The organism is Rhizobium leguminosarum bv. viciae USDA 2370, assembly GCF_002008365.1.
GTDB classification, from domain to species: domain Bacteria; phylum Pseudomonadota; class Alphaproteobacteria; order Rhizobiales; family Rhizobiaceae; genus Rhizobium; species Rhizobium leguminosarum.
In genome coordinates this window covers 373,277-394,701 of record NZ_MRDL01000051.1, presented here as the reverse complement: position 1 = coordinate 394,701, position 21,425 = coordinate 373,277, and the positions used below count along the sequence as shown (strand labels likewise).

The following is a 21,425-nucleotide window of genomic DNA, read 5'->3' as shown; positions in this document are numbered from 1 at the left end:
GGATTTTTTGATTTGGATCCGGATTCAGATTTTCGGCCGATCCAGCGTGAAATCATCCAGATCCAAAGAACAGGTGCTTGCCGAGGACGAAGCCTAGATAGAGGCAGCAGGCGGCAATCATGCAGGTTACCGCGAAGGAGCCGAGATCCTTGGCGTGTTTGCCGACGATCGAAATCTCCGGCGAAATCCGGTCGATCACCTCTTCAACGGCGGTGTTCATCGCCTCCATCGAAAAGAGCCCGAGAAACAGAAGCACCGCGACGACGATCTCGCCTGCAGTGGCTCCCACCAACGCCAGCGCAGCGATCGAAACGATGAAGAAGCCAAGTTCCTGGCGGAAGGCTGCCTCTTTCAGCACTCGCAGGAAGCCCGCCCAGGAGTAGCTGGCGGCGGCGATGAAATGCCGAAGTCCGGTCTCTTTCGTCACCGCAGGCTTCGTCAAGATGCCCTCTCCTCTTCCCTGCATCACAGACCGGGAGAGGCTTTGCCGCCTCCCCTTCGATGAGCGAATACGCAAATACCGAATCCATTTGGGCGGCGCAAGCGAACGCGTGCGGATCGACGGCGGCGGCCGCGGCCTTAATGCTTATTCGACACACCCGCCTGGGCGAAGGTCGCCATGCCGGAATGGCAGGCGGCGGCGGCCTTGACGATGCCGGCGGCAAGCGCCGCACCGGTGCCTTCGCCAAGCCGCATGCCGAGCGCCAGAAGCGGCGTCTTGCCGAGCATCTCGATTGCGCGAAGATGTCCGGGCTCGCCGGAGACATGGCCGATCAGGCAATGATCGAGCGCGGACGGATTGGCGGCCTTCAGGATCGCTGCCGCCGCGGTCGCGACATAACCGTCGATCAGCACCGGGATGCGCTCCATGCGAGCAGCAAGAATGGCGCCGGCCATCGCCGCGATCTCGCGGCCGCCGAGCCGGCGCATGATCTCGAGCGGATCGTCGAGATGGTCACCATGCAGCGCCACCGCCTTTTCCACCGCCGCGATTTTGCGCTCGAGCATCTCACCTTCCGAACCGGTGCCGGGTCCCACCCAGTCACGCGCCGAACCGCCGTAGAGCGCATAGTTGATCGCCGCCGCAATCGTCGTATTGCCGATGCCCATCTCGCCGATGCAGAGCAAGTCGGTGCCGCCGGCGATCGCCTCCATGCCGAAGGCCATGGTCGCGGCGCAATCGCGCTCGGAAAGTGCTGCCTCCTCGGTGATATCACCGGTAGGATAATCGAGCGCCAGATCGAAGACTTTCAGTCCGAGATCATAGGCGACACAGATCTGATTGATCGCAGCACCACCCGCTGCGAAGTTCTCGACCATCTGTTGCGTCACCGTTGGTGGAAAGGGCGTGATGCCCTGCTTGGTGACGCCGTGATTGCCGGCAAAGATCGCCACCAGCGGCCGGTTGACGGCAGGTGTGCGGCCGGTCCAGGCGGCAAGCCAGAAGGCGATCTCCTCGAGCCGTCCGAGCGCGCCCGGCGGCTTGGTCAGCTGCGCGTCACGTTCGCGCGCGGCCACCAGCGCGCGGGCATCCGGCCCCGGCAGGTCACGAAGCAGGGTACGGAAATCGTCGAACGGCAGGCCTGAAACGCTCATCTGTGCGGTTTTCCTATAAATCCGGGTATTTCTTGTTTTTTCCACGCAAATCAGCTTCTTTGCGGATGGCAACTCTCTTAAAGCGGGCGGACGAGGCGAACAACTCCAAAAGCGCAGCCGCGACCATAAGCCGAGATGACCTCCGGCAGAACGAAGCAGAATGAAGATCAAGGACTATGCGGTCGATACCGCCCGCGCCGTCGCCTTCCTCAGCCGCATTCCCATGCCGCAATCGCTGTTCAAGGGCTATGACGGCAGGCTCGGCCCGCTGGTGCGCGCCTTTCCCTTCGCCGGCATCGTCATCGGCTTCATCCCTGCACTCGCCCTCCTCCTGCTTTTGGGGCTGCGCGCCGATCCGCTGATGGCAGCCCTGATCGCGCTTTCCATCCAGGTCTTCGTCACCGGCGCGCTGCACGAGGACGGCCTGGCCGATACGGCCGACGGCATCGGCGGCGGCAAGAGCCGCGAGCAGAGCCTCCTCATCATGAAGGACAGCCGGATCGGCACCTATGGCGCGATAGCGCTGATCCTCTCCTTCGCGATCCGCGCAGCCGCGCTTGCCGCCATCGCCCGCCATTCTGCGCCCCTCACTGCCGCGCTTGCCATTCCCGCTGTCGCGGCGCTGAGCCGCGGCGCCGTCGCCTGGCACTGGCAGCGGTTGGCGCCGGCAAAGGCCGATGGCGTGGCCGCCTCGACCGGCCAGCCGGACGAGGCAGCGATGCAGTTTGCGCTCGCCTCAGCCGGCCTCGTCGCAGCACTTCTGATCTGGCCGGCCTTCGGCCTGCGGCCGCTGGTCGCAAGCCTGCTCGCCACCGGCATCGCAGGGTTTGCCTTCACCGCCTTCATCCGCCGCAAGCTTGCCGGCCACACTGGCGACACGCTGGGCGCAACGCAGCAGATTTGCGAGATCGCTACCCTTTGCGCCCTTGCCACGGCTCTTTGAAACTCCGATATATCCACCATGCAAACACCCTGCGTTCACGTCTGCTCCCTGGTTTCAGCCACCGGATTTTGCGCCGGATGCGGCCGGACTCTTCAGGAAATCGGCAGCTGGATGAGCTACTCCGACACCGAGCGAAGACGGATCATGGCCCTGCTGCCGGCAAGGCTTGCAGGCGCCGTCAGTGTGTCGAACCACATGAAACCAAGCCTCGCCCGCGGGCCGGAGCGGCCTTTATGATCCGTTTGACCGTCTTCCTCGTCGTGATCGGCATCGGCCTTGCCGTGCTGATCGTCAACAATGACAGCGGCCGCATCCTCGGCCTGCAGAGCGATGACTTCGGACGCGTCGTCTATCTACTGCCGATCGCGCTGATGCTGTCGGCTGGCATCTGGGCGAGCCGGCGCAGCGTCGGCGAAACGATGCGCCAGATGATGATCTGGCTGGTCATCATCCTGGCGCTCGTGACTGTCTATCTCTATCGCCAGGAAGCGCTCGGCGTCGGCAACAGGCTGCTCGCCGGCTTGGTTCCCGGCCACGCCGTCGTCGTCACCACAAGTGAGGGCGGCCAGGAGATCATTCTGCACAAGCTACTGAACGGCCATTTCGAAGCCGATGTCGCGGTCAATGGCCAGACGATCGAGATGCTCGTCGATACCGGCGCCAGCATGGTGGCGCTGTCGCGCGAAGATGCCGAACGGATCGGCATCGACCTCTCCCGCCTCACCTATTCTATGACCGTCATGACCGCCAACGGCCGCGGCCGTGCAGCACCCGTCACCCTCGACCAGGTGGCGATCGGCCCGATCATCCGCAACAATGTCACAGCCAGTGTCGCCGAAGACGGCCGGCTCGACCAGAGCCTGCTTGGCATGAGCTTCCTGGAAACGCTGGGCTCGCTGCAGATGCAGACCGACGAACTCCGCATGCGCGATTAATACGGCTCCGCCGCTTTACGGCGGCAACCGGATCTGGCAGCTTGGGCGCAAGAACAACAAGACCACAAAGAGCAAAAAGAAACTCCTAGTCTGGTGGCACCGCATGTTCGACCGGCCTTCGCCTTGGGCGAGGCCTTGATCCATGGGTGCGACAGGAGTTTCGCAATGAATTCAGTCTGGCCGATCGTCATCGGCGGCGTTCTGCCCGCCCTGTTCTGGGGCATCACCGCCATCTTCCAGAAGCAGAGCGCCACATCAGCCACCGGCTCCGCCGTCTATCTGATCGCCTTTGGCGCTGCCTGCGCGCTCGCCGGCCTGATCGCAGCACTGATCTGGCGCCCTGCCCCATGGACCGCCGAAGGTCTCGGTTTTGCTGCCACATCAGGCGCCTGCTTTGCCGTCGGCACCGGCCTCATCAGCTTTGCGCTTTTCACTTACGGTGTCCCCGTCTCGAAACTCGCGCCGATCTGGAGCTGCAACGTGCTGGTGACGCTGGCAATCGGCGCCGTCTTTCTCGGCGAAGCCTCCGAGCTCGACACAATGAAGCTCGTCGCCGGCACCCTCCTCATCATCTCGGGCGCCCTTCTCGTCAGCAGCGCCTGACGGGAGACGCACGCAGCAACATAAGATAAGCAGTTCGCCGCCAAATGCTCCTGCGTTGCAGCGTGTTCTGCTTTGTTGCTATCCTGCGTTCAAGGCGTCTCGGCGCGCCATACTGGAGCCCGATATGAACCCACGACAATTGAAGACATTCCTCGCAGTGATCCGGCACGAAAATCTCACGCGCGCCGCTGCCGAGGTCAATCTCGCTCAGTCAAGCCTCAGCGACCAGATCCAGGCGCTGGAAGAGGAATTGGGCGCGGAACTCTTCCTCCGCTCCCGGCAGGGCGTCGTCCCGACACCCGCAGGTGCGGTCCTCAAGGCTTATGCCGAGGAGATACTGGCGCTGAACGACGAGGCGAAGGCCGCCGTCAGCGCCGCAGCCGGCAGCGCCGGACAGTCCATCACCTTGGGCACGCTCGAAACCATAGCCGCCGAAAGGCTAGCGCCCTGGCTGTCACTCTTTCGCAAGAAGAACCCACGCGTCGGTCTCAAGCTTAAGGTCAACGGCAGCGGCGAATTGCTTGCGCAATTGCAGCACGGCTCGATCGACGTCGCCTTCACCTTCGATCGCGAGCAGCAGGATGAACGCTTCTTGACGCGCCGCATCTGCAGCGAACCGCTGGTGCTGATTGCCGGCCGCGATGCGCAAGCCCGGCCGCCGGAAAGCCTCACGGCACTCAGCACCGTGCCCTTCGTCGCCACCGAAACCGGTTGCGTCTACCGTCACCTGTTCGACACCGCCTTTGCCGAAGCAAACATTGCAGCACCATCAATCGTCACGGAAGCTGACAGCATCGCGACGATCATCCGACTCGTTGCATCCGGCCCCGGTTATGGCCTCGTGCCGCGCCTTGCGCTCGGCCCGGCCGCCACACGGGGCGACGTCGTCGAACTGCCCTGGCCGGGCAAACCACCCGCAGCCTCGCTGGTGATGATGTGGCGGCGCAGGCACGTGCAGCCGCCGGCGCTTACCATCCTGCTGCAATCTGCGAGCGAAGAACTCTCGCCGCTCAGATCAGCCGATGCCCGCCTTCGACATGCAGGATAGTGCCTGTCGTGAATCCGTTGCCGATCAGGAAGCGGATCGCATCGGCAATATCATCAGGCCGTCCAACGCGCCCCGCCGGCAGGCGCTGCGCCATCGCGTCGAGCGTCGCCTGCTTGGCGTCGCCGGCGACGAAGCTCCAGATCGGTGTATCCACCCATCCGGGCGACACCGCGTTGATCCGGATCGGCGCTAGTTCGACTGCAAGTGCCCTGACCAGGCCCTCCAGTGCCGCATTGACGGCGGCGACCACCGATCCACGCGCCGCGGGCCGGTAGGCCGCAACACCTGACGTATAGGTGATCGATCCTGAGGGCGGCAAATGGGCGGCACCATATTTCGCCAGCATCAGCGGCCCGTAGAACTTGCTCTCGACCACTCTTTGCGCCGCCGCAAGCTCAATCGAAGGCAGCAGCTGATAGGCTCCTCCGATATCTGCCGCCGTGCTGACGATGTGATCGACCGGCCCGCCATTGCGGAACAGCGCCGCGACCTCTTCCTCCCGCGATATGTCGACAGCAATCGTCGCCACTCCAGGATGGTCACCGAGAGCGCGGCGGGCCGCCGCAAGCCTATCTTCGCTGCGTCCTGCAATCGTCACCGCCGCCCCTTCCCCGAGCAAACGCCTCGCCAGCGCCAGCCCCATTCCGGAACTGCCGCCAACAATAATGATCTTCGCGCCTTCGATCCTGATACCCGTCATCTGCCGTCTCCTTCTTGGCTGACGCAGCAGATGCCTCAGGCCGGAGCGGAAGAAAAACGGAAGAAACCGATGACGTCATCGAGTTTTCCGATGGTTGTTTCAGAAAACGATCAGTTGCGCAGCCGGTAACCGGTCTTGAAGATCCAGGCGAGTGTTCCCAGGCAGATCACCAGGAATACCGTGATCATCGCCAGGCTGATCGCCGGATTGACATCGGCGATCCCGTAAAAGCTCCAGCGGAAGCCGCTGACGAGATAGAGCACCGGATTGAGGTGGCTGACCACCTGCCAGAAGGGCGGCAGCATGCTGACCGAATAGAAACTCCCGCCGAGGAAGGTCAGCGGCGGCACGACCAGCATGGGAATGAGGTTCAGCTGTTCGAAATTGCCGGCCCAGATGCCGATCATGAAGCCGAACAGACTGAAGGTGATCGCTGTCAGCAGGAAGAACAGGATCATCATGAAGGGATGCTCGATCCTGACGTCGACGAAAAGATTGGCTGTCAAGAGAATGATGAAGCCGATCAGCATCCCCTTGGTCGCCGCCGCCCCGACATAACCGAGCAGGATCTCCGTCATCGCCACCGGCGCCGAAAGTACCTCGTAGATCGTGCCGGTGAATTTCGGGAAATAAATGCCGAAGGAGCCATTGCTGATGCACTGGCCAAGCAGCGTCAGCATGATCAAGCCGGGTGTGATGAAGGCGCCGTAGGACACGCCCTCTACCTCCTGGATACGTGAACCGACCGCGGCACCGAAGACGATGAAATAAAGCGAGGTTGAGATCACGGGCGAGATGACGCTCTGCAGCAGAGTGCGGCGCGTACGCGCCATCTCGAAGAAATAGATCGATTTGACCGCTTCAACGTTCATTTGCCCGCTCCCACCAGCGCCACGAAGATGTCCTCGAGCGAGCTTTGCCGCGTCGAGAGATCCTTGAAATGGATGTTGTTCTCGCCGAGTCGGGTCAGCAGTGCGGCGATGCTTTCCTGCTCGTTGTCAGTATCGAAATCATAGGTCAGCCGATTCCCGTCCGCTTCCAGCGTCAGTCCATTGCCGGCAAAACAGTCCGGCAGTCGGCTGAGCGGTTCGGTGAGATCGAGAATGAGCTGCTTGCGGCCGAGCTTGGCCATCAGCGCCGCCTTGTCCTCGACGAGCAGCAATTCGCCGCCATTGATGACTCCGACGCGGTCGGCGATTTCCTCCGCCTCTTCGATATAATGAGTGGTCAGGATGATGGTGACGCCGGAGGCCCTAAGCTCTTCGACGACATGCCACATGTCCTTGCGCAGCGTCACGTCGACGCCGGCGGTCGGCTCGTCAAGGAAAAGAATATCCGGCTCATGCGAGAGCGCCTTGGCGATCAGTACCCGTCGCTTCATGCCACCGGAGAGTTGGCGCAGCATATTGTCCTTTTTGTCCCAGAGCGAGAGTGCGCGCAGCACCTTCTCGATATGGGCCGGATTGGCTTTCTTGCCGTGCAGACCGCGCGAAAAGCTCACGGTATTGAACACCGTCTCGAACTGGTCGGTGGTCAGCTCCTGCGGCACCAGCCCGATCATCCCGCGGGTGGCGCGGAAATCCTTCACGACGTCGTGGCCGGCGACCAACACCCGGCCGCCGCTCGGATTGGCGATGCCGCAGATGATCGAGATCAGCGTCGTCTTGCCTGCACCGTTTGGCCCGAGCAGCGCCAGGATCTCACCCTTTTCGACGTCGAGATTGATGCCCTTCAGGGCCTCGAACCCATTGGCATAGGTCTTGGTGAGGTTCTGAACGGAAATGATGGGGGCCATGCGGGACTCTTGCGGATTCTTGGAAGTTACTTCGGCCGCTATATAGTCCCTTTGTAACGCTTTAACATCCTTAAGCCATGAACACTGCATTCACGCTGCTAACACAGTTGGCCCGCTGACCTGCTGACGCGGGCGAAGTAGCCGGCATCGGGTTTTGCGAAAGAAAGGCAGCGCCGGCTTCAGATGTCATCATCCGGTGATATTCATGCCCGATAAGGGAGCCGAGGCCAGCACCGGCATCCGCCCCGCCGCCCACCCCTTTGCGGAGCCGTCTCCGGGTGTTCTCGTTGCGCCCCTTTTTCGCTGCCTCGGCATGTAGTCAAAGTTATTGTTCAGTCACGAAGTGCTTGGAACCGGCCAGTATCCCCTGTTCACCCGCGTTCCGTCTTAGCCGGCCCTGCGCCGGCTTTCTTTTTATGTGCCTCTTCTCCGCTCCTCGCTCTTTCCGTGATCCATTGCGGATGAAAGCGACCAAGGGTGCACCCTTACAGCTCGTCGTAATTGAACCAATCGAAATCCGCTGCCTTCGCCCGACCCGACGTATCGAAAGCGAATACGCCAGCGAAGGCGCCGGTGAAGGAGCCGTGTTCGCCACGTCCGCCCTCGTCGGAAATCACGCCGGCGTCAAGGATCGGGCCGATCGGCTGCCAGGCGCCCTTGCCTTCTGTCTGCCAGAAGAATTGCAGGTCGTTCTCGCGGATTTCCATGGCGAGCTGAACGCGGCCCTCGGCGGCGATCGAAACCCCGCTGTCGGCGGGAAAGCTCAGGCGTCCGTTCGGGTAGTCGCCGTTGCAGGAGAGGATCGTCACGCAGCGGCCGAGTGTTTCGTGCAGCGTCACAGCAACCGCGTGGAACTTGTGACGGTTGTAGTAATGCGTCAGCCCCGCCACCTGCTGATAGGTGTCGGGCGAGAACTCGATCACGGTCTCGGCGCGGAAACTGTGGTGTTCCTGGCGGCGGGCGACCAGCGACTGTTCGAACCAGGAGCCGATGCTTTCGCGCGCAATCAGGCGCAGATGGCCGGGACGATCCGTGAGGTTAAAGATGCGCTTGGGCTCGGGCGTGCGCAGCCACTGGAAATCGGCAGGCAATGTGCCGCCGTCGAAGTTGTATTCGCTGCGCATCGGCTTTTCCACGGGAACCGCGCCAAAGAGGCCCGGCACATCGACATCCGGCACCGAGGTGCCGTTTTCAAGATAGAGCCAGTCATCGTCGCGCCAGACGCATTTCTGTAAGGATGTCTCGCGCCCCAGCGTGCAGCGCCGTTTCGGCGGTAGTGGCCGGCCGCAGAGATGGGTGTGATAGGCCTCGCCCTCCGGCGTCTCGACATATTGGCCATGCCCTGCTCGCTGCAGCACTGCGCCCGGATGATCCTTGGAGGTGATGAGATGCATGTTCGGATGCATCTCATAGGGTCCGTCGATCTTTCGCGACCGCGCCATGGTGACGGCATGGTCGTAGCCGGTGCCGCCCTCGGCGGTCGTCAGATAATACCAGCCATTGCGCTTGAAGAGATGCGGGCCCTCGACGAGGCCGAGCGGGCTGCCTGCGAAGATGTTCTTGATCGGCCCCTTCAGCGCCTTTGCCGCCGGATCCCATTCCTGCAGCAGGATGCCGTCGAAGGCCGGCGATTTCGGCGAGCCGCCATAGCTTTCGGTGCGGTGGTTCCACTGCATGTTGACGAACCACTTGCGGCCGTCATCGTCATGGAAGAGCGAGGGATCGAAGCCGGAGGAATTGACATAGACCGGCTCGGACCAATCGGCCTCGATCGTAGGTGCCGTGACGATGTAGTTCGGCGCATCCTTGAAATTGCCGTCGTAACGCTTGACGTCGGTATAGACCAGCCAGAACTGCCCGTCGGCATAGGACAGGCACGGCGCCCAGATGCCGCAGCTATCCGGATTGCCGCGCATGTCGAGCTGCGATTTCCGCTCTAGCGGCCGGCGCACCAGTGTCCAGTTCACCAGGTCCCGCGAATGGTGGATCTGCACGCCGGGATACCATTCGAAGGTTGAGGTGGCGATGTAATAATCCGCGCCGACGCGGCAGATCGACGGATCGGGGTTAAACCCGGGCAAGATGGGGTTGCGGATCATGACAGGGTCTCCTCCGACCGCTTTTTGCTGTACGTACATCAGATTATAGCAGAAAAAGGCCCGGAAGACTTGCCTCCGGGCCTGACGTGACTACTCGCGTTCGGCGGACTTGGCCCAGAGGTTGATGTCGGCCTCGCGGGCATAGACGTCGATCTCGGCAAGCTCCTCGACACTGAATTCGAGATTGTCGAGCGCCTTGACGCAATCGACGATCTGCGACGAGCGGCTGGCGCCGATCAGCGCCGAGGTCACGCGGCCGCCGCGCAGTACCCAGGCGATCGCCATCTGCGCCAGCGTCTGGCCGCGCCTTTCGGCGATCTCGTTGAGCTTGCGGATATTGTCGATGATCGAGGGGCGGATGTAGTCGCGCTTGAGAAAGTGGTTCTGCGCCGCGCGGCTGTCTTCGGGAATGCCACCGAGATATTTCGTCGTCAGCATGCCCTGGGCAAGCGGCGAGAACACGATCGAGCCCATGCCGACCTCATCCAGCGTATCGAGCAGCCTGTCGTCCTCAACCCAGCGGTTGAGCATCGAATAGCTCGGCTGGTGAATCAGGCACGGTGTGCCGAGATCCTTAAGGATCTTTGCGGCTTCGCGCGATCGCTGCGAATTATAGGAGGAAATGCCGACATAGAGTGCCCGGCCGGAACGGACGATATGATCGAGCGCGCCGCAGGTCTCTTCCAATGGCGTTTCCGGGTCGAAGCGGTGCGAATAGAAGATGTCGACATAATTGAGGCCCATACGCTTCAGGCTCTGGTCGCAGGAGGCGATCAGGTATTTGCGGCTGCCCCATTCGCCATAGGGTCCCGGCCACATGTCGTAGCCGGCCTTCGACGAGATGATCAGCTCGTCGCGAAGCCCAGCGAATTCGGTGCGCAGAATCTCGCCAAAGGCGGTTTCGGCACTGCCGGGCGGCGGGCCGTAATTGTTGGCGAGGTCGAAATGGGTGATGCCGAGGTCGAAGGCCGTGCGGCACATGTCGATCTTGCGGTCATGCGGCGTGTCGCCGCCGAAATTGTGCCAGAGGCCGAGGGAGACGGCCGGCAGCTTCAGGCCGGAACGGCCCGTGCGGTTATATTTCATTTTCGAATAGCGGTCTGCGGCTGGTTGCCAGCTCATAAGACTCTCCTTGCTAAAATATCTATACAGTCGTCATGCTCGCCTTGTGCCGAGCATCTGCCGCCCTGCCTGTAGATCCTCGGCACAAGGCCGAGGATAACGACTTTGACGGTATGTCTCGCGGTCCAACGAGATACAGGCATTCTTCCTGTTACTTCAAGAGCGCCTGCGCCTCTTCGATACCGAGGGCGGCCGGCTGCGTGCAGGTCGTCGTCAGGTCGATGAAACGGCCCTCCTCGCCCGACTTCAGGATCGAGGTCATGACGTCGACGCCGTGCAGCGTGCGGTCGAGCGAGCAGCGCGCATCGCGCCCCTCGATCAGCGCCATCACCATGTCGGCAAGGCCGGCAGTGCGGTAGTTGGCGCGCGCGCCGTTCGGGTTTTCCTGGTTGATCTTGCCGAACGGATGCTCCCAAGCCTCAAGCGGCTTGATGTCCTTGTCGCGGCCGCTGGCCTCGACGGTGCCGCCGAAGAAGTTCGGGTCCGGCACATAGAGCGAGCCATCGGTGCCGTAGAGCTCCATATTGGCATGGCGGTGCGACCACACATCCCAGCTCGCCGTCAGCGTCACCGTGGCACCGTTGACGAATTCGAGCAGCGCCTGGATCGTCGTCGGCGTCTTGACCGGGATGATCTCGCCATTGCGCGGCTCGCTGGTGATCGTGCGGGTGGGCGACGCCATCGAGGTCATGCCGCCGACACGTTTGACCGGGCCGATCAGATTGATCAGATTAGCGATGTAATAGGGGCCGAGATCGAGGATCGGGCCGCCGCCTGGCAGGAAGAAGAAATCCGGGTTCGGATGCCACATCTCCATGCCGGGGCTCATGACGTAGCAGGCGCCCGAGGTCACCCGGCCAATGCCGCCGTCATCGATGAACTTGCGGGCGAGTTGATGGGCGCCGCCGAGGAAAGTGTCGGGCGCGCAGCCGACGGCAAGGTTCTTCTGCTTGGCGATGCGGCGAAGCTCCTCGCCCTCTTCGAGCGAAAGCACCAGCGGCTTTTCCGAGTAGACATGTTTTCCGGCCTCGAGGATCGCCTTCGATACCCGGAAATGCGCATCCGGGATCGTCAGGTTGACGACAACGTCGATCTCGTCATTGACGAGAAGCGCGTCGATCGTCTGCGCTTTGACGCCATATTCCTTAGCGCGCGCCTCAGCCGCCTGCGCGTTGATATCGGCGCAGGCCAGCACCTTCAGCCCCTTGAAGAGCGGTGCCAGTGAGAAGTAAGTGGTGGAGATGTTGCCGCATCCGATGATGCCGACGCCAAGTTCCCTGGTCATGATGAAGCCTCAGTAGGTCTGGAAGGATGCGATCGAGCGGCTGATATTGCGGTCGATGTCATTCGGGTTATCGTGTTCGACGACGTAGTGCTTGGCCTTGGTGGCGCGCAACGCCGTCATCAGCCTGGCCCACTCGACCTTGCCGTGACCGACATCTGCCCAGCCGCTCTCATCCGTCGCCTCGCCGGCCGGTGCGATGTCCTTGACATGGACCGCGGTGATGCGCGGTCCGAGCTTCTCGATCCAGGCGAAGGGATCGGCGCCGCCGCGGATAACCCAGGCGATATCGGCTTCCCAGGAAATGTCGGGCGCGCCTTCGAAGATGTGCTCGATCGGCCGCGAGCCATCCTGCAGCTTGAAGAATTCGAAATCATGATTGTGCCAGCCGAATTCGTAGCCGGCAGCCTTGTAGGGCTTGCTGATCTCCTGCAGGCGTTTGCCGAAGGCCGCCCAGCCGGCAGCGTCGGACGGGCGTTCCTCGGCCGCCAGATGCGGCGCATAAATCGAATCCATGCCGAGGATCTTGGCAATGTTCAGCGACTTCTCAACCTCCTTCTCGAGGAAGTCGGGGCTGAAATGGCCGCTCGCCATAACCAGGCCATTCTTGTCGAGCTCAGCGCGAAGGCTCTTCAGCCCGGCATCGTCGAGATCGGCATAGATACCGCCGAAGCCCTCGACTTCGGCATAGCCTGATTTGCCAAGTTTTTCGAAAATCGCCGAATAAGGCTGGAAGTTGCGGGCGCTATAGAGCTGGTAGCTGAGTTTCGTCATTATGTTCTCCTTGGGCCTCGTGCCCATTCTTGCAAGATCAATCCGCCGACTGGCAGGAATACAGGTCGTAGAATCGGAACTCCGGAAGCGCGCCACGATCAAGCGGCCGTGCCGGGGTAAAGGTGATGCGGCGGCTCTCGCCGGCCGCGAGATCGAAGGCATTGTCGGAATATTTTCCGTCCGTCTCGGTCTCGATCATCACGAAGAGCGCAAGTCCCCTAGCGGTGACGTTGATGTCGACGGAGCCATTCTCCTCGACATATTCGTGGGTGACAGCAAGCCCCGCGGGCTCCAGCTCCAGCGCCTTGTAGGTACCGTTGACGTAATGCCCCTCGCCGCCCGTGCCGTTCGACGCGGTGAAGTGCCAGGCAAGCAGCGTTCCCTCGGGAATATCGGAAACGTCGATGCTCGCGGCAGTGACGGCCGCATCCGGCGAACACACGGCCTGCACGTCCTTCAGGTGCCGGCGTTCGCCCTTTACCGTCAGGATCGAGACTGCAAGATCAACGCTGACATCGGCAAGCGTGTCGTTGACCAGCGAGAAGCGGATCGTCTTTCCGTCATCGGAAGGAATGGCAGCGACCGCGACCGGTTGGAAGAAGCGCTTGACGAGATAGTGCATCGCCTTCCAGCGGCCGCCATAGTCGAGGCTCGACCAGGAGGCGACCGGCCAGGTGTCGTTGAGCTGCCAGTAGATCGTGCCCATGCAATGGGGTTTGAGCGACCGCCAGTATTCCACCGCCGTCTTAATCGCCAGCCCCTGCTGGATCTGGGAGAGATAGACGAAGTTCGGAAAATCCTTGGGGAAGCGGAAATAGCGGAACATCGTGCCGGCGATGCGCTCGTTACCGCCGGCATTCTTCTGGTGCAGCTCCATGACGGGGGAAGCGACGTTCATGTCCTTCTCCTCGGCATAGGTCCTGATCACAGGCAGCGACGTATAGGACTGGAAGCCGAATTCCGAGCAGAAGCGCGGACGCACCGAACGGTAATTGTCGAACGACTTGTTCTCGTGCCAGACCGACCAGTAGTGCATGTCGCCGGACCCGTCCGCATGCCAGGCATCGCCGAAATCGAGATAGCCGGACGCCGGGCTCGACGGCCACCAGAGCGCGCCGGGCAACGCCTTCTTCACCGCCTGCTCGATCGTGCGGTTGAGGCGATCATAGGAGACGAGATAACGGTCGCGGTCCTTGCGGGATTCCTCGAACCAGGTGAGCGCCCCGACCAGCTCGTTGTCGCCGCACCAGAGCACGATCGAGGCATGCGAGGAGAGCCGGCGCACATGGTAATCGACCTCGATCGTTACATTGTCGAGGAAGTCCTCGGTCGAGGGATAGAGGTTGCAAGCGAACATGAAGTCCTGCCAGACCATGAGGCCCAGCCGGTCGCAGAGATCGTAGAAATGATCCTGCTCGTAGAAGCCGCCGCCCCAGACGCGGATCATGTTCATATTGGCGGCTTTGGCCGATTGCAGCAGGTCCTCGGTCTTCTCGGGCGAAGACAGCGAAAATAGCGCGTCGGCCGGGATCCAGTTGGCGCCGCGGCAGAAGATCTCGCGGCCGTTGACCTTGAAAGCGAAGCGGCTGCCTGATGCATCCGGCGTGGTGATCAGTTCGATGGTGCGAAGACCGATCTGCTTGGCCACCTGATCCGTCGGCAATTCGACGGATAGCCTGTAGAGCGCCTGCTCACCGCTGCCAGACGGCCACCAGAGGCGTGGATTGTCGATATGGAAGAGATGGTTGACATGGGTCTCGCCATTGACGCCGACATCCAGGCGCACGCGCTCGCCGTCGAGCTCAAAATAGACCTGGGCAATGTCCGGCCCCTTGGAAAACAGCGTCGCCGTCACTTTGAGATCGACCGAACCGTCATTATTGTGGGTCTGGCGGGTGACGACGTGTTCGATGCGCGCCGTTTCGAGCTTTTTCAGCGCGATCGTCCCGTAAAGGCCGAGCGGCGCAATGGCGATGTTCCAGTCCCAGCCGAAATGGCATTGCGGCTTGCGCAACATGTTGCCGTCGGGGATTGGCGAATTTCCGGTGCTGTAGGGAATGTAGAAGGGCTGCTGCTTCTGCCGCGCAGCAGCAACAGCGATGCTGGAGGCAAAGACGATGCGAATGCTGTTGTCGCCTGATTTCAGCATGCTGGAGATATCGGGCCGGTAGCGGCGGAAGCTATTATCGGCTTCGAGCGCCAGGAAGCCGTTGACGTGGACGCTGGCGACCGTGTCGAGATAGTCGATATCGAGATACCAGTCGCCTTCGACCTCAGCAAGCGTGAAGCTGCGCTCGACCGCCCATTCGCGCTCGGCGACCCACTGCACCTTTTCCTCGTTGCGGCCGAAATAGGGATCGGGGATCAGTCCTGCCCGGTGGAGCGCGGTGTGCACGTCGCCCGGCAAGATGATTGTAGTGCGGATCTCGCCATCGACAGAGGCAAGCTGCCACGAACCGGAAAGGTCGATGTTGAAACCGTTCTTCGGCAAGGATGTCATAGTCGTATCCCGATCGGGCCGCTCCTGGGATCGCCGGACAAGCCGGACCGCGGCCGAATTTGGCTGGCCTGATGGCCGATTGGAGGTAGGGCGGCGCCATTTCGGCTCCGCCCGCAGAGTTCTCTAGAGACGCAGCTCGCTTTCGGCATCGAAGACCGAGGCGACCGTCATGTCGAAGCTGAGCTTCACCTTGGCTCCGACGTTGAAGCGGCGTGCGCCGTTGACACGTACCGACATCGTGTGACCGGCATGTTTCAGCCACAGCAGATTGTCCGCGCCCATCGGCTCCTCGATATCGACGGTGGCGTCATGTTCTTCGCCGCCGGTATTCTCGTTGACCTTGATGTGTTCTGGACGGACCCCGAGCACCACTTTGCGGCCGGGCTGCAGCGTCTCGCTAGCGTCGTAGGCAGCGAGCGAGAAAATGACGCCGTTGGCCAAAAAGGCAATGCCGTCGCCTGATTTGACCAGCTCGCCATGCAGGAAATTCATTGACGGCGAACCGATGAAGCCGGCGACGAACAGATTGCGCGGCCTGTTGTAGATCGTCGTCGGATCGTCGAGCTGCTGGATGATGCCGCTCTTCATGATGGCGATGCGGTCGGCCAGCGTCAGCGCCTCGATCTGGTCGTGGGTGACGTAGATCATCGTGTTCTTCAGCGACTGGTGCAGGCGCTTGATCTCAACGCGCAACTCCGAGCGAAGCTTGGCGTCGAGGTTGGACAGAGGCTCGTCGAACAGGAAGACGTCGACGTCGCGCACCAGCGCCCGGCCGATCGCCACGCGCTGGCGCTGGCCGCCAGAAAGCTCGGCCGGCTTGCGCTTCAGGAGCGGCTGAATCTGCAGGATTTCGGAGGCGCGCGCCACGCGCTTGTCGATCTCAGCCTGCGGCACCTTGGCGACGCGAAGACCGAAGGACAGGTTCTTCTCGACGGTCATCTGCGGATAGAGCGCATAGGACTGGAACACCATGCCGATGCCGCGGTCCTTAGGCTCTTCCCAGGTAACGTTCTTGCCCTTGATGAAGATCTGCCCTTCCGACGCATCGAGCAGGCCGGCGATGCAATTCAGCAAGGTCGACTTGCCGCAGCCGGACGAGCCGAGCAGCACGAGGAATTCGCCGTCGTTGATGTCGAGGTTGAGATCCTTCAGCACGCTCACCGCACCGAAGTTCAGGGACAGATCCTTGATGGAAACGCTTGCATTCATATTCATGAGATCAACCCTTCACTGCGCCGGCGGCGATGCCGCGGACGAAAAGCCGTCCCGACACGAAGTAGACGATGAGCGGCACGAGACCCGTCAGGATCGTTGCCGCCATGTTGACGTTGTATTCCTTCACGCCCTGGACGGAATTGACGATGTTGTTGAGCTGCACGGTCATCGGATAGGTATCCGGCCGGGTGAACACCACGCCAAACAGGAAGTCGTTCCAGATGCCGGTTACCTGCAGGATCATCGCGACCACGAAGATCGGCAGCGACATCGGCAGCATGATCCGCAGGAAGATCTGCCAGAAGCCCGCCCCGTCGACACGCGCCGCCTTGAACAGTTCCTCCGGCAGCGACACGAAATAGTTTCGGAAGAGCAGCGTCAGGATCGGCATGCCGAAGATCGAATGCACGATCACGAGGCCGCTCAGCGTGCCGTAGATGCCGATTTCGCGCAGGATGATGACGATCGGATAGATCATCACCTGATAGGGAATGAATGCGCCGATGATCAGGATCGAGAAGAAAAGCTCAGATCCTCTGAAGCGCCAGTTTGCCAGCGCGTAGCCGTTCACCGAGGCGATCGCGATCGAGATGATGACCGATGGCACCGTGATGCGCACCGAATTCCAGAAACCGCGCGACAGGCCATCGCAGTTGAGCCCGGTACAAGCCTGCGCCCAGGCTTTCACCCAGGGCTCGAAGGTGATCTCTACCGGCGGCGAAAAGATGTTGCCGAGCCGGATCTCGGGCATACCCTTCAGCGACGTCACCACCATCACGTAGAGCGGCAACAGATAGTAGAGCGCTGCAATGATAAGCGTGCCGTAGAGCATGATGTTGCGCGCCGACACCGCCGGGCGCGGCCTGGGGCCGCTGGGGCCTTCGGCGAGTTTAGGCGCGACGGCGTCGATGCCGGCCGCGGTGGTGTTGAGAGTTCCTACATCAGCCACGCTTGCGCCCTCCGCCGAATTCCAGATAGGCCCACGGAACGATAATGATCGCGACTGTGACGAGCATCATGGTCGAGGCAGCAAAGCCCTGCCCCAGGTTCTGCGCCTGGAACATGTAATCGTAGACATATTTCGCCGGCACTTCCGAGGAGATGCCCGGTCCGCCCGATGTCTGCGCGACCACGAGGTCGTAGACCTTGACGATGCCGGAGGCGATGATCACGATCGTCGTGATAAAGACCGGCCGCATCATCGGGATCACGATGAAGAGATAGGTCCTCCACATCGGAATGCCGTCCACGCGCGCCGCTTTCCAGATGTCCTCGTCGATCCCACGCAGGCCGGCAAGCATCAGGCACATGACGAGGCCCGTTCCCTGCCACAGCGCCGCGATCAGAATGCCGTAGATGACGATTTCAGGCGTATAGAGCGGATTGAAGGTGAAACTTGTCCACCCCATCGAGCGCACCACCGCCTGAATGCCGAAATCGGGGTTCAGAACCCATTGCCAGACGAGGCCCGTCACGATGAAGGACAGCGCGAAGGGATAAAGAAAGATGGTGCGGAAAGTGTTTTCGAAACGGATCTTCTGGTCCATCAGTGCCGCGAGCATGAAACCGATGACCAGGCTGAAAATCAGCGAGAGGATGCCGTAGACAGCCAGATTCTCGATCGCCGTCACCCAGCGGGGTGCCGCCCAAAGGCGCTGGTACTGATCGAAGCCGACAAAGCTCAACCGCGGAAGGAGCTTGGAATTAGTGAATGAATAAAAGACCGTCCAAAACGTGCCGCCGACAAAGATCACCAGCGCCGTCAGGATCATCGGAATGGACGCAATCTTGGCATTCAGATTGCGCAGTAACTTATTTGGCCGGCCTGCTCGCGCTTGACCCGTCATGAATACTTCTCCTCAAATCGCAGCTGCGACCAGTGACAGATCGGCAAGGCGCCGCCTGTCGTCTCCACCTCTGAAACCTGCTGAAGATACCAGAGAGACGCCGCCGCCCGCCGGACACCGACCGTCCGGAACGATCCGGCCCCGAATGGGAGCCGGACCGCAAGGGCAGCGAATCTGCTGATCAGTCAGCTGAAGCGATGATCCCGGCGAAACGCTTCTGAGCGTCTTCCGGCGTCATCGACGGATTGGCGAAGAATTCGGAGAAAAGGTCTTCCTTCTGCTTCTGGCTGTCGGCCGAAAGCAGCTGGTCGGTGCCTTGGATCACGTTGCCCTTGGCCAGGATATCGAGACCCTTCTTCATGCAATCGTTGGCGGCAGCGAGATCGACGTCGCCGCGAACCGGCAGCGAACCCTTCTTCAGGTTAAAGGCAACCTGGGTCTTGGGATCGAGCAGGGTCTTGGCAAGCACGGCCTGCGCCTTGGACTTTTCTTCGTCCTTCAGCAGCGGGAAGTAGAAGGCGTCGCCGCCAGTCGAGATGATCTCGTTCACGCCGAGGCCCGGCAGGCAGGTATAGTCGGTACCGGCCTTCTGACCGGCGAGCGCGAACTCACCCTGCGCCCAGTCGCCCATGATCTGGCCGCCGGCCTTGCCTGTGATGACAAGGTTGGTGGCCTGGTTCCAATCCTGGACGTTGCTGCCTTTGGCCATGCGCCGAGCGTCGTCGGCCGCCTTGAACACCTTGGCGATTTCGGGCCCGGCGGCAACTTCCGCGTCCTTGTCCTTGAAGACCTTGTTGAAGGTATCCTTGCCGGCAACCGCAACCATCAGCACGTCGAAGGCGCCTGTCGCCTGCCACGGCTGACCGCCGACGGCGAGCGGAATGATGCCGGCCTTTTCGAGTGCCGGAGCCGCAGCGACGAATTCATCCCAGTTCTTCGGAACCTCGACGCCGGCCTTCTTGAAGGCGGCGTTCGAAAGCCACAGCCACTGCCAGGAGTGGATGTTGACGGGAGCGCAGTAGATCTTGCCGTCGATGGTGCAGGAATCGAGCAGGCTCGACGGACGAATGATATCCTTCCAGTGCTCGGCGGTCGCCACATCGGTCAGGTCGCGCATCAGGCCGGCCTGGACGAGTTCCTCGGCCTGGCGGCCATGGTTGAACTGGGTGGCGCCCATCGGATCGCCGCCGGTGATGCGGCTGATCATGATCGGACGTGCAGTGCCGCCGGAACCGGCGATAGCACCGTCGACCCAGTGGTTGCCGGTGGCGTCGAATGCCTTTGCCAGCTCGGCGACGGCAGCGGATTCGCCGCCCGAGGTCCACCAGTGCGTGACTTCGAGATCGGTGGCGTTGGCGGCGCCGAACGGAAGCGCGACCGAAGCGGCAAGCACGGCCGCCATTATACGGATTTTCATGAGTTCTCCTCCCTCACTGAAACGTTGCCGGAAAAACTTAGATCAATCGATTTCTCCACGCAACTGCCCGCAGGCAAATTTTTCCGCGATAACGGGAAATGCTACTTCTGCCTGTTTCCATCGGAAGCGCCGCATCCCCTGAAGCGAAATACAGTCGGCCATTCTCGCACATGCGTTTTTCAATTTATCTACTTGAATAAACATAATAATTTTACACGATAAATTGAGCCGTGCGATTCAGCCTCTTCGCAATCGCAAAAAAACAGAGCACGAATTGCCGATTCAACCTATGCGTACAATGTTGCAACGCACACAACAAAAAGCACTCGACATTTCTACTGTATCGTTACAGATTGCATTCCTCAGGGAGGCGCGATTTTGGCAGGCGGCGGGCTTACGACGCTGGAAAAAGCCTCTATAAGCGACACCAATTCGCGCGAGGCAGGCCTAAAGGGATGGAAAACAAGGGAAATTTCGAGAACACGGCATCGACGCCGGCAGCGCGCGAGCGCCCGACGTTGAAGACGATCGCCTACATGACCGGCCTTGGCGTGACGACGGTGTCGCGCGCGCTGAAGGATGCGCCGGATATCGGAGCGGAAACCAAGGAGCGGGTGCGCATGGTCGCCCGCCAGCTCGGCTACCAGCCGAACAGAGCAGGTGTGCGCCTGCGCACCGGCAAGACCAACGTCATTGCCCTCGTTCTCAGCATCGACGAGGAGATCATGGGCTTCTCGAGCCAGATGGTCTTCGGCATCTCCGAGGTGCTATCCGGCACGCCTTATCATATCGTCATCACGCCGCATTCCCACAGCAAGGACCCGATGCTGCCGGTGCGCTATATCCTTGATACCGGCTCGGCGGACGGCGTCATCATCTCCCGCATCGAGCCGGATGATCCGCGCGTGCGGCTGCTGAGCGAGCGCGGCATGCCCTTCGCCACGCATGGGCGCACCGATGCGGGTCTCACGCACCCGTTCCACGATTTCGACAACGAGGCCTTCGCGCATCAGGCGGTGGAAAAGCTCGTCAAGCGCGGCCGGCGCCGCATTGCCTTGCTGCAGCCGCCGAGCAAGCTCACCTACTACGCCCATATCCGCATCGGCTTCCAGACCGGCCTGCATGATTACGGCGCCGAGGAAGTGCCGCTGCGCGTCAACACCGACGCCCCGCTCGCCGACATCCGCGACATCGTCGAGGTGATGATGCGCTCGGCCAACGCCCCCGACGGCATCGTCTGTTCGGCCGGTAGCGCGGCAATCGCCGTCAATGCCGGCATCGAAGCCGCCGGCAAGGCGCTCGGCCGCGATCTCGACATGGTCTCCAAGCAATCGGTACCGATCCTGAACTGGATCCGCCCCGAGATCATCACCGCCCAGGAAGACGTGCGCCAGGCCGGCCGCGAAATGGCCAAAGCCGTCATCGCCCGCATCGACGGCGTCGAACCGGAACTGCTGCAGAGCGTCAGCCAGCCGACTTGGCCGGAGAGCGGCAGGTAGGCGGTCGGTTGAGGGAACGGACCGTCGGGCTCAAATCCGACGATCAGCTT

20 protein-coding genes are annotated in these 21,425 nt (G+C 61.4%); 6 read left to right on the top strand and 14 right to left on the bottom strand.

Going from position 1 to position 21,425, the window contains the following annotated elements; all coding sequences use genetic code 11:
- Positions 1–52 precede the first annotated feature (52 nt).
- Both BS629_RS28675 and cobT read right to left on the bottom strand, forming a co-directional pair.
- Complete coding sequence (locus BS629_RS28675) at positions 53–442, bottom strand: diacylglycerol kinase (protein ID WP_003560069.1); 390 nt, start codon at positions 440–442, stop codon at positions 53–55.
- 137 nt (positions 443–579) lie between these two features.
- On the bottom strand, positions 580–1,596 hold the full coding sequence (cobT, locus tag BS629_RS28670) for a nicotinate-nucleotide--dimethylbenzimidazole phosphoribosyltransferase (RefSeq protein WP_011652311.1): 1,017 nt from the start codon (positions 1,594–1,596) through the stop codon (positions 580–582).
- A 160-nt stretch (positions 1,597–1,756) separates the two neighbouring features.
- On the opposite strand from cobT, the gene BS629_RS28665 reads away from it, so the two are divergent.
- The 5 genes from BS629_RS28665 to BS629_RS28645 all read left to right on the top strand — a co-directional run bounded on the left by BS629_RS28665 (position 1,757) and on the right by BS629_RS28645 (position 5,125).
- Positions 1,757–2,539, top strand: coding sequence for an adenosylcobinamide-GDP ribazoletransferase (locus BS629_RS28665; RefSeq protein ID WP_018242351.1), 783 nt, complete (start codon positions 1,757–1,759; stop codon positions 2,537–2,539).
- 18 nt (positions 2,540–2,557) lie between these two features.
- Positions 2,558–2,776, top strand: a complete 219-nt coding sequence (locus tag BS629_RS28660; protein ID WP_018242352.1) for a DUF1289 domain-containing protein — start codon at positions 2,558–2,560, stop codon at positions 2,774–2,776.
- Positions 2,773–3,474: a TIGR02281 family clan AA aspartic protease gene (locus BS629_RS28655; protein WP_003560075.1), complete on the top strand. Its 702-nt coding sequence runs from the start codon at positions 2,773–2,775 to the stop codon at positions 3,472–3,474. The genes BS629_RS28660 and BS629_RS28655 overlap by 4 nt, the downstream gene beginning before the upstream one ends.
- Positions 3,475–3,639: 165 nt before the next feature.
- Positions 3,640–4,077, top strand: a complete 438-nt coding sequence (locus BS629_RS28650; RefSeq protein WP_018242353.1) for an EamA family transporter — start codon at positions 3,640–3,642, stop codon at positions 4,075–4,077.
- Between the two features lie 124 nt (positions 4,078–4,201).
- Complete coding sequence (locus tag BS629_RS28645; RefSeq protein ID WP_018242354.1) at positions 4,202–5,125, top strand: LysR family transcriptional regulator; 924 nt, start codon at positions 4,202–4,204, stop codon at positions 5,123–5,125.
- Here the strand turns inward: BS629_RS28645 and BS629_RS28640 are convergent.
- The 12 genes from BS629_RS28640 to BS629_RS28585 form a co-directional block, all read right to left on the bottom strand.
- Positions 5,088–5,825, bottom strand: coding sequence for an SDR family oxidoreductase (locus BS629_RS28640; RefSeq protein WP_018242355.1), 738 nt, complete (start codon positions 5,823–5,825; stop codon positions 5,088–5,090). The two genes, BS629_RS28645 and BS629_RS28640, sit on opposite strands and share 38 nt — an antisense overlap.
- Positions 5,826–5,935: 110 nt before the next feature.
- The gene (locus BS629_RS28635) at positions 5,936–6,697 is read right to left on the bottom strand and encodes an ABC transporter permease (RefSeq protein WP_018242356.1); all 762 of its coding nucleotides are present in this window, start codon (positions 6,695–6,697) and stop codon (positions 5,936–5,938) included.
- Positions 6,694–7,620, bottom strand: a complete 927-nt coding sequence (locus BS629_RS28630; protein WP_018242357.1) for an ABC transporter ATP-binding protein — start codon at positions 7,618–7,620, stop codon at positions 6,694–6,696. Before BS629_RS28630 ends, BS629_RS28635 begins: the two co-directional genes overlap by 4 nt.
- Positions 7,621–8,105: 485 nt before the next feature.
- On the bottom strand, positions 8,106–9,719 hold the full coding sequence (locus BS629_RS28625; RefSeq protein WP_018242358.1) for a glycoside hydrolase family 43 protein: 1,614 nt from the start codon (positions 9,717–9,719) through the stop codon (positions 8,106–8,108).
- A gap of 90 nt (positions 9,720–9,809) precedes the next feature.
- Positions 9,810–10,841, bottom strand: a complete 1,032-nt coding sequence (gene mgrA / locus BS629_RS28620) for an L-glyceraldehyde 3-phosphate reductase (RefSeq protein ID WP_018242359.1) — start codon at positions 10,839–10,841, stop codon at positions 9,810–9,812.
- A gap of 151 nt (positions 10,842–10,992) precedes the next feature.
- Positions 10,993–12,126 (bottom strand): Gfo/Idh/MocA family protein, encoded by a 1,134-nt coding sequence (locus BS629_RS28615; RefSeq protein WP_018242360.1) that lies wholly within the window; start codon positions 12,124–12,126, stop codon positions 10,993–10,995.
- 9 nt (positions 12,127–12,135) lie between these two features.
- Positions 12,136–12,897 carry a sugar phosphate isomerase/epimerase family protein gene (locus BS629_RS28610; RefSeq protein ID WP_018242361.1) on the bottom strand — a complete coding sequence of 254 codons (762 nt, stop codon included), beginning with the start codon at positions 12,895–12,897 and terminating at the stop codon, positions 12,136–12,138.
- Between the two features lie 37 nt (positions 12,898–12,934).
- On the bottom strand, positions 12,935–15,397 hold the full coding sequence (locus BS629_RS28605; protein WP_018242362.1) for a beta-mannosidase: 2,463 nt from the start codon (positions 15,395–15,397) through the stop codon (positions 12,935–12,937).
- Between the two features lie 123 nt (positions 15,398–15,520).
- A complete protein-coding gene (locus BS629_RS28600) occupies positions 15,521–16,612 on the bottom strand; it encodes an ABC transporter ATP-binding protein (protein WP_003540428.1) in 1,092 nt (363 codons plus the stop codon).
- A 4-nt stretch (positions 16,613–16,616) separates the two neighbouring features.
- A complete protein-coding gene (locus BS629_RS28595; RefSeq protein ID WP_018242363.1) occupies positions 16,617–17,561 on the bottom strand; it encodes a carbohydrate ABC transporter permease in 945 nt (314 codons plus the stop codon).
- Positions 17,554–18,459 carry a carbohydrate ABC transporter permease gene (locus BS629_RS28590; RefSeq protein ID WP_018242364.1) on the bottom strand — a complete coding sequence of 302 codons (906 nt, stop codon included), beginning with the start codon at positions 18,457–18,459 and terminating at the stop codon, positions 17,554–17,556. Before BS629_RS28590 ends, BS629_RS28595 begins: the two co-directional genes overlap by 8 nt.
- Positions 18,460–18,640: 181 nt before the next feature.
- On the bottom strand, positions 18,641–19,876 hold the full coding sequence (locus BS629_RS28585) for an ABC transporter substrate-binding protein (protein ID WP_018242365.1): 1,236 nt from the start codon (positions 19,874–19,876) through the stop codon (positions 18,641–18,643).
- Positions 19,877–20,331: 455 nt separating this feature from the next.
- Between BS629_RS28585 and BS629_RS28580 the strand changes: the two genes are divergently transcribed.
- Positions 20,332–21,375, top strand: a complete 1,044-nt coding sequence (locus BS629_RS28580) for a LacI family transcriptional regulator (RefSeq protein ID WP_018242366.1) — start codon at positions 20,332–20,334, stop codon at positions 21,373–21,375.
- The last annotated feature ends 50 nt before the right edge of the window (positions 21,376–21,425 follow it).

Bases quoted from the DNA above. Each gene is read 5' to 3' on its own strand.
- BS629_RS28630 (WP_018242357.1), bottom strand. From the start codon at position 7,620: ATGGCCCCCATCATTTCCGTTCAGAACCTCACCAAGACCTATGCCAAT.
- BS629_RS28650 (WP_018242353.1), top strand. From the start codon at position 3,640: ATGAATTCAGTCTGGCCGATCGTCATCGGCGGCGTTCTGCCCGCCCTG.
- BS629_RS28645 (WP_018242354.1), top strand. From the start codon at position 4,202: ATGAACCCACGACAATTGAAGACATTCCTCGCAGTGATCCGGCACGAA.
- BS629_RS28605 (WP_018242362.1), bottom strand. From the start codon at position 15,397: ATGACATCCTTGCCGAAGAACGGTTTCAACATCGACCTTTCCGGTTCG.
- mgrA (WP_018242359.1), bottom strand. From the start codon at position 10,841: ATGAGCTGGCAACCAGCCGCAGACCGCTATTCGAAAATGAAATATAAC.
- BS629_RS28610 (WP_018242361.1), bottom strand. From the start codon at position 12,897: ATGACGAAACTCAGCTACCAGCTCTATAGCGCCCGCAACTTCCAGCCT.
- BS629_RS28660 (WP_018242352.1), top strand. From the start codon at position 2,558: ATGCAAACACCCTGCGTTCACGTCTGCTCCCTGGTTTCAGCCACCGGA.
- BS629_RS28590 (WP_018242364.1), bottom strand. From the start codon at position 18,459: ATGACGGGTCAAGCGCGAGCAGGCCGGCCAAATAAGTTACTGCGCAAT.
- BS629_RS28580 (WP_018242366.1), top strand. From the start codon at position 20,332: ATGGAAAACAAGGGAAATTTCGAGAACACGGCATCGACGCCGGCAGCG.
- cobT (WP_011652311.1), bottom strand. From the start codon at position 1,596: ATGAGCGTTTCAGGCCTGCCGTTCGACGATTTCCGTACCCTGCTTCGT.
- BS629_RS28600 (WP_003540428.1), bottom strand. From the start codon at position 16,612: ATGAATATGAATGCAAGCGTTTCCATCAAGGATCTGTCCCTGAACTTC.
- BS629_RS28640 (WP_018242355.1), bottom strand. From the start codon at position 5,825: ATGACGGGTATCAGGATCGAAGGCGCGAAGATCATTATTGTTGGCGGC.
- BS629_RS28625 (WP_018242358.1), bottom strand. From the start codon at position 9,719: ATGATCCGCAACCCCATCTTGCCCGGGTTTAACCCCGATCCGTCGATC.
- BS629_RS28655 (WP_003560075.1), top strand. From the start codon at position 2,773: ATGATCCGTTTGACCGTCTTCCTCGTCGTGATCGGCATCGGCCTTGCC.
- BS629_RS28665 (WP_018242351.1), top strand. From the start codon at position 1,757: ATGAAGATCAAGGACTATGCGGTCGATACCGCCCGCGCCGTCGCCTTC.
- BS629_RS28635 (WP_018242356.1), bottom strand. From the start codon at position 6,697: ATGAACGTTGAAGCGGTCAAATCGATCTATTTCTTCGAGATGGCGCGT.
- BS629_RS28615 (WP_018242360.1), bottom strand. From the start codon at position 12,126: ATGACCAGGGAACTTGGCGTCGGCATCATCGGATGCGGCAACATCTCC.
- BS629_RS28585 (WP_018242365.1), bottom strand. From the start codon at position 19,876: ATGAAAATCCGTATAATGGCGGCCGTGCTTGCCGCTTCGGTCGCGCTT.